The sequence below is a fragment of the Amycolatopsis sp. lyj-109 genome (assembly GCF_046548995.1).
Taxonomy (GTDB): domain Bacteria; phylum Actinomycetota; class Actinomycetes; order Mycobacteriales; family Pseudonocardiaceae; genus Amycolatopsis.
Genome location: NZ_JAJPWR010000006.1, coordinates 287,328 through 299,488 on the forward strand (window position 1 = coordinate 287,328; position 12,161 = coordinate 299,488).

General features: G+C 71.8%; 12 protein-coding genes. 2 read left to right on the plus strand and 10 right to left on the minus strand.

Features of this window, described 5'->3' with window-relative positions; all coding sequences use genetic code 11:
• Positions 1–89: 89 nt before the first annotated feature.
• Complete coding sequence (locus tag ACLJQF_RS15770; RefSeq protein ID WP_410609372.1) at positions 90–875, plus strand: SDR family oxidoreductase; 786 nt, start codon at positions 90–92, stop codon at positions 873–875.
• 87 nt (positions 876–962) lie between these two features.
• On the opposite strand, the gene lgt is transcribed toward ACLJQF_RS15770, so the two are convergent.
• The 4 genes from lgt to ACLJQF_RS15790 are packed head-to-tail and all read right to left on the minus strand — an operon-like array spanning position 963 to position 5,760.
• Positions 963–2,027, minus strand: a complete 1,065-nt coding sequence (gene lgt, locus ACLJQF_RS15775; RefSeq protein WP_410609374.1) for a prolipoprotein diacylglyceryl transferase — start codon at positions 2,025–2,027, stop codon at positions 963–965.
• Positions 2,028–2,045: 18 nt separating this feature from the next.
• Positions 2,046–3,215: a M20 metallopeptidase family protein gene (locus ACLJQF_RS15780; protein ID WP_410609376.1), complete on the minus strand. Its 1,170-nt coding sequence runs from the start codon at positions 3,213–3,215 to the stop codon at positions 2,046–2,048.
• Positions 3,212–4,336 (minus strand): amidohydrolase family protein, encoded by a 1,125-nt coding sequence (locus ACLJQF_RS15785; RefSeq protein ID WP_410609378.1) that lies wholly within the window; start codon positions 4,334–4,336, stop codon positions 3,212–3,214. Before ACLJQF_RS15785 ends, ACLJQF_RS15780 begins: the two co-directional genes overlap by 4 nt.
• Positions 4,333–5,760, minus strand: coding sequence for an APC family permease (locus tag ACLJQF_RS15790; RefSeq protein ID WP_410609379.1), 1,428 nt, complete (start codon positions 5,758–5,760; stop codon positions 4,333–4,335). The genes ACLJQF_RS15785 and ACLJQF_RS15790 overlap by 4 nt, the downstream gene beginning before the upstream one ends.
• Before the next feature lie 55 nt (positions 5,761–5,815).
• On the opposite strand from ACLJQF_RS15790, the gene ACLJQF_RS15795 reads away from it, so the two are divergent.
• Positions 5,816–7,174: a glutamine synthetase family protein gene (locus tag ACLJQF_RS15795; protein WP_410609381.1), complete on the plus strand. Its 1,359-nt coding sequence runs from the start codon at positions 5,816–5,818 to the stop codon at positions 7,172–7,174.
• Here the strand turns inward: ACLJQF_RS15795 and ACLJQF_RS15800 are convergent.
• From ACLJQF_RS15800 to ACLJQF_RS15825, 6 genes are all read right to left on the minus strand, one after another.
• Complete coding sequence (locus tag ACLJQF_RS15800; protein WP_410609383.1) at positions 7,166–7,837, minus strand: peptidoglycan recognition family protein; 672 nt, start codon at positions 7,835–7,837, stop codon at positions 7,166–7,168. The genes ACLJQF_RS15795 and ACLJQF_RS15800 overlap by 9 nt on opposite strands.
• Positions 7,838–7,884: 47 nt before the next feature.
• Entirely contained in the window at positions 7,885–8,439 is a 555-nt protein-coding gene (locus ACLJQF_RS15805) for a Uma2 family endonuclease (RefSeq protein ID WP_410609385.1), read from the minus strand.
• Between the two features lie 227 nt (positions 8,440–8,666).
• Positions 8,667–9,458 carry a tryptophan synthase subunit alpha gene (trpA, locus tag ACLJQF_RS15810; protein WP_410609386.1) on the minus strand — a complete coding sequence of 264 codons (792 nt, stop codon included), beginning with the start codon at positions 9,456–9,458 and terminating at the stop codon, positions 8,667–8,669.
• Positions 9,455–10,696, minus strand: a complete 1,242-nt coding sequence (trpB, locus tag ACLJQF_RS15815; RefSeq protein ID WP_410609388.1) for a tryptophan synthase subunit beta — start codon at positions 10,694–10,696, stop codon at positions 9,455–9,457. The genes trpA and trpB overlap by 4 nt, the downstream gene beginning before the upstream one ends.
• Positions 10,693–11,502, minus strand: a complete 810-nt coding sequence (trpC, locus tag ACLJQF_RS15820) for an indole-3-glycerol phosphate synthase TrpC (protein WP_043783166.1) — start codon at positions 11,500–11,502, stop codon at positions 10,693–10,695. Before trpC ends, trpB begins: the two co-directional genes overlap by 4 nt.
• 124 nt (positions 11,503–11,626) lie before the next feature.
• Positions 11,627–12,154 carry a Trp biosynthesis-associated membrane protein gene (locus ACLJQF_RS15825; RefSeq protein WP_410609683.1) on the minus strand — a complete coding sequence of 176 codons (528 nt, stop codon included), beginning with the start codon at positions 12,152–12,154 and terminating at the stop codon, positions 11,627–11,629.
• Positions 12,155–12,161 lie beyond the last annotated feature (7 nt).

The following is a 12,161-nucleotide window of genomic DNA, read 5'->3' on the forward strand; positions in this document are numbered from 1 at the left end:
GTATACGGCCCGGAAACCCTGGTCAAGTCTAACGTGACCTGATCGGCGCGCTGTGTCCCCGGTCACTAGAACGTGTTACATTTCGCCGCATGATCCTCGATCGGTTCAAGCTCACCGACCAGGTCGCGGTGGTCACCGGCGCCGGACGCGGAATCGGGGCGGCCACCGCCGTGGCCCTCGCCGAAGCGGGCGCCGACGTGGTGATCGCGTCCCGCACCGAAGCCCAGCTCAAGGAAGTCGCCGCGCTCGTTGCCGACGCGGGCCGCCGGGCGGTCCCGGTGCCCGTCGACCTCTCGTCGCCCGAAGCCGCGGCCGCGCTGGCCGAGACGGCGGTCTCGGAGTTCGGGCGGGTCGACCTGGTGGTCAACAACGTCGGCGGCACGTACCCGCGGCCGTTGCTGGAGTCGACGGTGGACTTCATGGAGGAAGCCTTCCGCTTCAACGTCGCGACGGCCCACGCGCTGACGGTGGCGGCGGCGCCTTCGCTGGTGAAGACCGGCGGCTCGGTGGTCAACATTTCGTCGGTGCTGGGCCGGGTCTCGGGGCGCGGCTTCGCGGCGTACGGGACGGCGAAGGCGGCTCTCGCGCACTACACGCGGCTGGCGGCGGCGGACCTGGCCCCTCGCGTACGGGTCAACGCGATCTCGGTGGGGTCGGTGGCGACGTCGGCGCTGGAGATCGTCGTCGGCAACCCGGAGCTGAAGGACAAGATGGAGTCGGCGACGCCGCTGCGGAAGATCGGCGAGGCCGAGGACATCGCGGCGACGGTGGTGTTCCTGGCGTCCCGGGCCGGCGGGTACATCACGGGCAAGATCATCGAGGTCGACGGCGGCCTGCAGACGCCGAACCTCGAACTCGGCCTGCCCGACCTCTGACCCGGGACCTCCGACGTCTTGAATGACTCATTCAAGACGTCGGAGGTCCTGAATGAGTCATTCAAGACGCTTGAGCCGGCGGTCAGGTCAGCTCTCGTCGGTCTTCTTCGGTTCCTCGACCGGTGCCTCCGCGGAAGCCTGCTTCTCCGCGGAAGCCGGGGCATCGGCCGCCACCTTCGCGGGCTCCGGCTCGTCGGCGACCACGGACTCGGACTCGGGCTTCGCATCCCCAGCCGGGGTCTCCTCCGCGGCCACCGGAACCTCGTCCGGCCCCGGGGCGTCCTTGCTCACTAGCGTCTCCGGCGCCTCCCGCGGCCCGCGACGGCCGGCGAGCACGAAGTACGCCACCGCCCCGAGGAACAGCAGGATCGACGTCCACACGTTCACCCGCAGGCCGAGGATGTGGTTCGCCGTGTCGGTCCGCATCATCTCGATCCAGCCGCGGCCGACCGTGTACCCCGCCACGTACAGCGCGAACGCCCGCCCGTGCCCGAGCTTGAACTTCCGGTCCGCCCACACCACCAGCAGCGCGACCAGCAGGTTCCAGATGAGCTCGTACAGGAACGTCGGGTGGACCGGGCTCTCCGGCAGCGGGATGTGCCCCGTCGCGACGCCGTTCAGCAGGTTGTCCGGGTCCTCCGGGTTGAAGCGCTGGTAGACCTCGAGCCCCCACGGCAGGTCCGTGTGCGCGCCGTAGAGCTCCTGGTTGAAGTAGTTGCCGATGCGGCCGATCGCCTGCGCGACGACGATGCCGGGGGCGAGCGCGTCCGCCATCGCCGGCAGCGGGATGCCCTTGCGGCGGCAGGCGATGAGCGCGCCCACCGCGCCGAGGGCGATCGCGCCCCAGATGCCGAGGCCGCCGTCCCAGATCGCGAACGCGTTCCACGGGTTGCGACCCTCGGTGAAGTACAGCTCGGGGTCGGTGATCACGTGGTACAACCGGCCGCCGACCAGGCCGAACGGCACCGCGAACACCGCGACGTCGATCACCGTGCCCTGGGTGCCGCCGCGGGCGATCCAGCGCCGTTCCCCCCACCAGATCGCCACGATGATGCCGGCGATGATGCACAGGGCGTACGCGCGGAGCGGGATCGGTCCCAGGTGCCAGACACCGCGGTCGGGGCTGGGGATCGTCGCGAGAAAGGCGCTCATCACGCGGCCACCGTAGCGCTAAGACGCCGGAGCATCCAAAGCGGCCAGGTACCCCGCCACCAGCGCGTGCGCGACCTGGGTGACGGCTTGGTCACGCGGCAGGAACCGGTCGTCGTGCAGGCTCGGCACGCCTGCCGTGTCGCCGAGGCCGACGAACAGCATCAGGCCGCGGGTCGCGCCGCCGCAGTAGTGGGCGAAGTCGTCGGCGCCGAACGAGCGGAACCCCTCGTCGACGGCGAAGCCCGCGTGCCGCAGCCACCGCTGCGCGCCCGCCGCCAGCGCCGGGTCGTTGTCCAGGACCGGCTCGCACGGGCTGATCTCCAGCTCGGCCGTGCAGCCGTGCGCCCGCGCGGTGCCGTGCACGATGTCCGCCAGCGTTTCCAAGGCGCGCTCGCGGTCCTTCGCGCGCATCAGGCGAAGCGAGCCGAACGCGCTCGCGCTGTTCGGGACGACGTTGGCCGCGGTGCCGCCCTGGATCCGGCCGATCGAGCAGACCGCGCCGAACACCGGGTCGATCCGCCGCGACGGGAGCTGCTGCAGGCTCACGACCAGCTGCGACAGCGCCAGGATCGGGTCGCGCAGCAGGTGCGGGTAGCCGGCGTGGCCGCCCTGGCCCTGCATGGTCACCTCGAACTCGTCGGTGGAGGCGTTCACCGGCCCCGGCGCCGCCGAGACGACGCCGTGCGCGATCCGCGGCTGGACGTGCGCGCCGATCACCGCGTCCACCCCGTGCTCGGCCAGCACGCCGGACTCGATGACGTCGAGCGCGCCGGGCGGCGACGTCTCCTCTCGCGGCTGGAGCAGCGCCAGGATCGGCCGTGGCACGCCGACGCGCCGTGCGGCCCGGCAGACGGCGACCAGCGCGGCGAGGTGGACGTCGTGGCCGCACGCGTGCATGAACTCGTTCCCGGACGCCCACGGCACGCCGGTGCCCTCCAGCACCGGCAGCGCGTCGAGTTCGGCCCGCAGCGCCACGGCCGGGCCGTCCCCGCCCGGCAGCGGAATGGCCCGGCCGGTCTTGGCGACGCGGGTCCCGTCGCCGGCGCCGAGCGCGCCGGCCACCAGGCGGGCGGTGTCCTCCTCGTCGCCGGACCCGCGGGGGTCGGCGTGCACGGCGTGCCGGAGTTCGACGGCGGCGGGCAGTTCGTCGGCGATCGCCTGCGTCCACCGGGTCCACAGATCACTCACACGTGCTCCAAGCGGTAGATCCTCTTCGCGTTCTCGTGTCCCACCAAAGCACACAGCCGGACGGCGTCCTTTTCGGACATCGCGTCCGCGTCGAGCGCGGCACGGACGAAGTCCGACAAACCCTGCCGGAACAGGGCCGTGCCCAGGTGGTACAGCTCGGCCAGGCCGAAGGCGTCGGTGGAGAAGAGCACCTTCCCGAACGGCGCGATCTCCAGGAGCTCGGCCAGCACGGCCGGCGCCCGGAACCCCGCGTTGTGCGTGATGAGCCCGGCGTCGACGAACACGTGCTCGAAAACCTGCGCCAGATACGCGGCGTGGCGGTGAAAGGGGTAGTTGTGCAGCAGCAGGATCGGCACGCCGCTGCCGCGCGTGGCCCGCAGCAGCCCGGTGAGCAGCAGCGGGTCGCAGCGGTGCAGGTCGACGTCGGCGTCGCCGTAGCCGACGTGGAACTGCACCGGCAGCCCGAGGTCGAGGCCGGTGAACACGAGGTGGCGGTGCAGCACCTCGTCGGCGAGCCGGGTGCCGCCCGCCGCCAGCCACCGCCCGGCGGCGGCTTCGACCTCCGACGGCGACGGCCGTTCCCCTGCCAGGTCCAGGCCGACGCGGTAGGCCGCGATCGACTTGAGCCCGACGGCGGTCGCGGCGCGTTTCTCCAGCTCGTCGGCGAAGGCGGCGGCGAACCCAGCCGCGGAGGAACCCCGGATCACCGCTTCGGCGACCTGTTCCAGCCGGACGATGTCGTGCGCGCGTGTGCCCGCCAGTTCGGCGAACTGGACCGTCGTGGTCAGCGCGTCCGGCAGGAACCCGCCGTCCAGGAGGAAGTCGGCCGTGCCGGTGGCCCGGAGGAACCGCCGGGCCACCTCGGCCGCGCCGAGTTCGGCGCGGCGCTCGAGGTAGGCCTCGGCCGGGGCATGCTTCGGCAGGTCGAGCACGGGCGCGCAGCGTTCGCGCACGGCCAGCCCGATGAGCGAGTCGAACAGGCTCGTGCCGAGCGGCGACGGCGCGTCGGCCTCCGTCAGCATCGCCTCGAAGTCCCCGCGCGTGACGTCGCGGGTGACGACGCCGTGGCAGTGGTGGTCCACCAGCGGCAGGTCCGCGACGAACGGAAGCAAATCGGTCATGCGCCTCCGTCCACGCTCGTCAGCCTCTCCCCCACCCTACGAGCGAACCCGGGCGCGGACAGGACGGCGAGCACGGCGAGCAGCAGCACCGCCGCGGCCACCACCGGGAACCAGCGCGCCGGTCCCTCGGTCGGGTACGGCACCACGTTGACGTACACGGTGTACCCCAGCACGGCGAGCGCCCCGATCGGGAACACCAGGTGCCAGGCCGGCACGCGCATCCGGTGCTTCACGAACAGCAGCAGGATCGCGCCGACGGTCGTGAGCAGGTAGATCACCAGCAGGATGAGCGTCCCGATCGAACCGGACCAGGCGAACGTGTCCGACGCCGTCGCGCCGAAGAACACCGCGCACACCACGATGATCAGGACCGCGGCGAGCGTCACGGCCGTCACCGCGGCCACCGGCGTACCCCGCGAGGACGTCCGGCCGAGGCCGCCACCCGCATCGCGGCCCAGGGCGTAGAGCAGCCGCGAACCGCCGACGACGCAGGCGAGGCAGCAGCCGAACGCGCTGATCGCCGCACCCACGCTGATGACGTCGCCGACCCAGGCGCCCGCGTACCGGCTGCCGAGGTCACCGAGCAGGGACGGCGAGTCGTGGAACGCGTTCGCGTCGCCGCCGAACGCCATCATCTCCACCGCCGTCACCACCACGAAGTAGAGGCCGCCGAAGATCGCCGTGCCCAGGATCGCGCGCGGGATGTTGCGCTTCGGGTCGTGGGTTTCCTCGCCGAGCGTCGCGGCGGCCTCGAACCCGGCGAAGGACAGGAACCCGAAGACCGCGCCGAGGAACACGCCGGAAAGCCCGGTTTCCGGGACGAAGATGTCCATCGTGAAGCGGGCGCCGCCGGGGGCGTTCCCGGCGAGGAGCCGAACCAGGATCACGACGGTGACCAGCAGGATCACCGCGATCGTCGCGCCTTCGACGGCGAGCAGGGTGCTCGTGCCGCGGCGAGCGGGCAGCACGGCCAGCAGCCAGGCGCCGACCAGCGCGACGGCCGTCAGCACGAACGGCCCCCAGGACGGTGGATCCGGCCAGATCCCGGTCTGGGTCAGGAAAGCCGTGCCCAGCGTGCCCGCGGCCGAGCTGGTGACGACGGCGTAGAACGTGTACGTCCCGAGCAGACCGATACCGGAGACGACGCCCGCGCGCGGGCCGAGGGTGGCGCCGACGAAGGCGTACACCGAACCGGCGTGCTGGTAGTACTGGCAGAGCTTGACGAAGCCGTACGCGACCAGCAGCACGCCGACCGCGGAGAGCAGGAAGGCGAGCGGCACGGCCCGCCCGGCGGCGGCCGCCGTTTGCTGGGGGTTGATGTTGGCAGCCATGCTCGGGGCCATCAACGCCACGGACAGGCCGACGGCCTGCCAGACGGAGAGGGACCGGCGCAGCCCTGGACGGGTTTCGACGGTGTCTGACACGATCTTTCACCTCTTTCTCAGGTGAGCGGATCCAGTGAACAGCGACGGGGGCAGGATGAGCCAGCTCGATCGGGCAGAACTCGCGCAACAAGGCGCTCTCCGGGCCGACGGCCTGCGCGCCGCCGGCGTGGAGCTCGTCGCGCTGACCTTCGTGGACAACAGCGGGATCGCGCGGGTGAAGGCCGTCCCGGTGGACCGGCTGTGGTCGGCGGCGGCGTGGGGCGTCGGCGCGTCGAACTCGTTCGACTTCTTCCTGGCCACCGACGACATCGTCGGCGGTACCCACTCGCGTGGCCCGGTCGGCGATCTGCGGCTGCACCCCGATCTCGACGCGCTCGTGCCCCTGGCCGCGCAGCCCGGCTGGGCGTGGGCGCCGGCCTGGCGCTACGACCAGGAAGGCGAGCCGCACCCGCAGGACGCGCGGGCCCTGGCCACGGCCGCGACGGCCCGGCTCGCGGAACTGGGCTACAACGCGCGGACGGCGTTCGAGATCGAGTGGGTGGTCACGGCGGCCGACGCACCGGACGACCCGCGCTCGGCCACCGCGGGCCCGGCCTACGGCTACGCGCGGCTCTCCTCGCAGGCGGGCTACCTGCGCAAGCTGGTGTCCACGCTGGCCGCCCAGGGAGTCGCGGTGGAGCAGGTCCACCCCGAGTACGCGGCCGGGCAGTTCGAGGTGTCGGTGGCGGCCGGCGACCCGGTGCGCGCGGCGGACGTCGCCGTGCTGACGCGCGAGACGATCCGGACGGTCAGCCGGCAGTACGGGCTGCGGGCGTCGTTCACGCCGAAGTTCGCCCCGGACGGCGTCGGCAACGGCGGCCACGTCCACCTGAGCCTGTGGGACGGCGACCGCAACCTGTGCACCGGCGGCGACCGGCGGTTCGGGCTCACGGAGACGGCGGAGGCGTTCGGCGCCGGGATTCTTTCCCGGCTGCCGGCCCTGCTGGCGATCGGCGCGCCGTCGGTGGTCAGCTACCTGCGGCTCGAACCGCACCACTGGGCCGGGGTGTACCGAGTGTGGGGCCTGGAGAACCGCGAGGCGCCGCTGCGGCTGGTGCAGGGACCGGCCGGGCAGCGCGATCGGGCGGCGAACTTCGAGGTCAAATGCTTCGACCTGACGGCGAACCCGTACCTGGTGGTGGCGGCGCTGATTTTCGCGGGCCTGGCCGGGCTTGCGGAAGAGGCGTCGTTGCCGGAGCCGGTCGACGTCGACCCCGGAACGCTCCCCTCCGCCGAGCGGCTGCCGACCTCGCTGGCCGACGCGGTGACGGCGTTCGAAGCGGACTCGGCGTTGACGACGGCGTTCGGCCCGGAGCTGGCGGCGACGCTGGTGGACGTCCGCCGCGGCGAGCTCAACCGGCTCGGCGCGCTGCCGCCGGACGAGCTGTGCGCCGTGATGCGGTACCTACATTGACTTGAGCGCCTTGGCGACCTCGCTGCGCAGCTGCGGCAGTTTCGCGTAGAGCTTGTCGCCCGGGCATTCGGTGTTGTAGAAGTCGCGGTGGCCCTTGATCTCTTCGACCGGGATGCCGTACTGGCGGCAGATGTAGGCGCAGAAGACGACAAGCGAGGCGAACTGCGTCTCGGGCGGCTCGACGCTGGTGTAGAGGCCTTCGTTTTCGATGCCGATGGCGTTGGTGTTCTGCCCGGGGCAGTGCGCGCCCTGGATCATGGTGGTGCGGCCGCGCAGCGCGTCGAGGCTGCCGTGCCGCCCTTCGAGCCGGTACCCGCCGCGGCTGACGGTGAAGTGCTGGCCGGTGTCGGACCAGCCGTTGTTGTCGATGTGGTCGTGCTGGTCGTCGCGCGCGACCTGGAAGGCGTGGGCGAGCGAGTAGTCGGTGCTGTTGGCGCTGGCGATGTGGTGGATGAGGATCCGGTTCGCCGGGTGGTCGAGCGTGGTGAGCACATCGGCGGGCGCCCGGGCGCCCCACTCGGCACAGCTGTAGATCCGCGGCTCAGTGGCGGCAGCTTGGGCGGCTCGGGCTGCGTTCGGGAGGACCAGGCCGGCAGCTCCGGCGACGGCGAGACCGGCGGCGCCGCGGAGGAAGCTGCGCCGCGGGAGGTGTGCGATGTCCATGGGGCGGACTCTCCTGCGGCGGCGTACAGCTTTCGTACAAAAGGCGGTCAGGCGAGGCGGATTGTGGCGGTGAAGGGCCGGGTGAGCTCGATTTCCGCTTTGTCGCTCTTGGCGATGGGGGCGTACTCGCCGCCTTGGAGTTCGAAGAGGGTTGCCGCCGTGGGCTCGCCTGGCTCGACCAGGAGGTAGTACGGGATCAGGGCTTCGGCGTAGAGGGCTCGCTTGAGGACCCGATCCTGGATCTTGGTCGACGGCGAGACGATTTCCGCGGCCAGGAGGACATCGCTCGCCGCGCAGGCGACGGTGTCGATCCCGGGACAGTTGAGGATCACCACGTCGGGGCTCAGCAGACGCTGCGTTCCGAGACGCACGTTCACACCGGGCAGCAGCTCAGTGCCCGCCGGCAGGGCGGGCGTCAAGGCGACTTGGAGCTTCCCCAGCAGCCGCTGGTGCTCCAGCCCCGGCCACGGGCTCACGACGAGTGCGCCGTCGACGAGTTCGATCCGCTGCGCCAAGGTTTGCGCGTCGGGGAGGGCGAGAACTTCGTCGACCGTCCAGCCGTCCGGTCGTGGCGGCAAGAAGAGCGCGTTGTGGATCCTCACACGAGGAGTATGCAGACCGCCACCGACAGTTCTGATCGGGCGATGGGCGTCACGCAGGCGTGACAGCACTCCGGGCAAGTGGTCCCCGGCCCAGTCGCCAAGTCCGAAGCGCCCCAATGTGGCCTTCGTTGCGTCTCACGCACCGAAGGCCGCCTTGGGTGCGTCTGACGCACCGAAGGCCGCCTTGGGGCGCTGTCCGGCAGTCAACAGTAGGCTGGGAAGGCCCCTCAGGCAGGTGTGACGGCCCGGCGGACACCTTCGGCCAGCTCGGCGGACAGCGCACGGACCCCGGAAGCACCCTCGGCCGCCGCCGTGACCAGGGCCGAGCCCACGATCACCGCGTCCGCGAACGACGCCACCTGGGCCGCCTGCGCGCCGGATCGGACGCCCAAGCCCACGCCGATCGGCAGCGAAGTGTGCGCGCGAGTGCGCCTGACCAGCTCCTCGGCACCCGCGCCGACCTGGTCACGCGCGCCCGTCACGCCCATCACCGCGGTCGCGTAGATGAACCCCGACGACGCGGCCGCCGTGAGAGCCAGCCGCTCCTCCGACGACGACGGCGCCACCAGGAACGTCCGGTCCAAGCCGTGCGTCTCCGACGCCGAAATCCACGCGCCGGCCTCGTCCGGGATCAGGTCCGGCGTGATCAGGCCGAGCCCGCCCGCCGCGGCGAGGTCGCGCGCGAAGCGGTCCACTCCGTAGCGGTTCACCGGGTTCCAGTACGTCATCACGACCGCGCGGCCGCCCCGCGAAGACACCGACTCCACGACCTCGAACAGGTGCTTGAGCCGGAAGCCGTTGTCCAGCGCGGTCACCGACGCGGCCTGGATGGTGGGACCGTCCATCACCGGGTCCGAATACGGGACGCCGACCTCGATGAGGTCCGCGCCGCCGTCCACGCACGCCGCGATCAGGTCCTTGGACCCGGAAACGGTCGGGAACCCCGCGGGGAGGTAGCCGATCAGCGCGCCACGCCCTTCGGCGCGCGTCGCGGCGAAGAGGTCGTCCAGCCCGCTCATTCGTTCACCAGTCCGAACCACTTGGCCGCCGTGTCCATGTCCTTGTCGCCGCGGCCCGACAGGTTGACCACGATCAGCCCGTCCGGGCCCAGCTCACGGCCCAGGTCCAGCGCGCCGGCCAGCGCGTGCGCCGACTCGATCGCCGGGATGATGCCCTCGGTGCGGGACAGCAGCTTGAACGCGTCCATCGCCTGGGCGTCGGTGATCGGGCGGTACTCGGCGCGGCCGGTGTCCTTGAGCCACGCGTGCTCGGGGCCGACGCCCGGGTAGTCGAGCCCGGCCGAGATCGAGTGCGACTCGACCGTCTGGCCGTCCTCGTCCTGCAGCAGGTACGTCATCGCGCCGTGCAGGTTGCCCGGGGTGCCCTTGGTGAGCGTCGCGCCGTGGCGGTTGCCCTCGATGCCCTCGCCGCCCGGCTCCAGGCCGACCAGCCGCACGGACGGGTCGTCGTAGAAGCCCGAGAAGATGCCGATCGCGTTCGACCCGCCGCCGACGCAGGCCGCGACGACGTCGGGCAGGCGGCCGGCCTGCTCCAGGATCTGCTCGCGGGCCTCGGTGCCGATGACGTGGTGGAAGTTGCGCACCATCGCCGGGAACGGCGCCGGCCCGGCGGCCGTGCCGAAGAGGTAGTGCGTGGTGTCGGCGTTGGTGACCCAGTCGCGCAGCGCCTCGTTGATCGCGTCCTTCAGCGTCCGCGAGCCGGTCTTGACCGGGATCACCTGGGCGCCGAGCAGCTTCATGCGGGCCACGTTCAGGGACTGGCGCTCGGTATCGACCTCGCCCATGTAGACGACGCAGTCGAGGTCGAGCAGCGCGCACGCGGTGGCCGTCGCGACGCCGTGCTGGCCCGCTCCGGTCTCGGCGATGACGCGCTTCTTGCCCATCCGCTTGGTGAGCAGCGCCTGGCCCAGCACGTTGTTGATCTTGTGAGAGCCGGTGTGGTTCAGGTCCTCGCGCTTGAGGAACACCCGGGCGCCACCGGCGTGCTCGCCGAAGCGCTTGGCCTCGGTGAGCAGCGACGGACGGCCCGCGTAATCCTTCAGCAGGCGGTTGAACTCGTTCAGGAACTCCGGGTCGTGCCGGGCCTTGTCGTACTCGGTCGCGACCTCGTCGACGACGCCGATCAGCGCCTCCGGCATGAACCGCCCGCCGTACGGGCCGTAGTAGCCGCGTTCGTCGGGGTCGTGCGTGCCGAACGCCGCCTTAGGCTCTTCGACAACACCGTGCTCCTCGGTCACCGCGACGGCCTCGGGCAGGCCGGGTGGGAACCGGCGGTGACCAGCTTGACCAGGGCACCCTTCGGGTCGCCGGAGGCGACGAGACCCTCGCCGACCAGCACCGCGTCGGCGCCGTGACCGGCGTACGACATCAGGTCGCCCGGCCCGCGGACACCCGACTCGGCGACCTTGTAGACGTCCATCGGCAGGCCGGGGGCCAGCCGCGAGAAGACGTCGCGGTCCACCTCGAGGGTGTGCAGGTTGCGCGCGTTGACGCCGATGACCTTGGCGCCCGCCTCGAGGGCCCGGTCGGCCTCCTCGGCGTTGTGGATCTCCACCAGGGCGGTCATGCCGAGCGACTCGACGCGGTCGAGCAGCGAGACGAGCGCGTTCTGCTCCAGCGCGGCGACGATCAGCAGCACCATGTCGGCGCCGTGCAGCCGGGCCTCGTGCACCTGGTACGGGCTGACGATGAAGTCCTTGCGCAGGATGGGGGTGTCCACCGCGGCGCGGACCGCGTCCAGGTCGGCCAGCGAACCGCCGAAGCGGCGCTGTTCGGTGAGCACGCTGATCACGCGCGCCCCGCCGGCTTCGTAGTCCTTCGCCAGCGCGGCCGGGTCGGGAATGTCGGCCAGCTCACCCTTCGACGGGCTGCGCCGCTTGACTTCGGCGATGACGCCGATGCCGGACTCGCGCAGGGCGGCCATCACGTCGCGCGGCGCCGGGGCGGCGGCCGCGCGGATCTTCAGCTCGTCGAACGGCAGCGCGGATTCCCGCACGGCGAGATCTTCCCGCACGCCGGCGACGATGTCTTCGAGCACGCTCACCGGGCGCCCCCACCAGGGCGCGTGCTCACGGTTTCACTCGCAAGGTCGCTCACAAAAACCTTCCCCTTCCCGCCGAAACGATGCTAACCCCCGCATCCGAGACGCCCGGTTCCGGGTGTGCGCGTTACTCCGAATGCCTGCCCCGGAGGTCCGTGGGATCTTCCCCTTCGGACAGGGCGTCCCACAGCTGGACGTCGGGGTCACGGACCTTTTTCCGGGTGGCCGGGGCCGCGTACTTCGCCCCGAGCCGGGTGGCCCGGCCCGCACCCTTGACGGCTGCCAACCCGCCGGCGGCGACGAGAATTCCCGCGACCACGGCGAGCGCCCGGCCGAGCAGCATCTGGGTGACCGGCAGGCCGTCGGCGTAGCCGGAGAACCGGACCCCGGCGACGCCGATCCAGATCGCCGCGAGGCCGGCCAGCGCCAGCACGACGCCCAGTACGCGCCGCGCCCAGCCGCCGGTGGCGACCAGCCCGGCCACCCCGGCCAGGGCCAGCAGCGCCAGTGGCACGAGCGCGCTCGCCCGCTGCTCTCCGGTCTCGCGGTAGAGCACGGTCCCCCGGACGCCGCCGTCGCGGAACTCGGCGAACCAGGTGAGCCGTGACGCACCCCACAGGGCCAGCGCGCCCAGCAGGAGCGCGGTCACCGTCATCCACAGT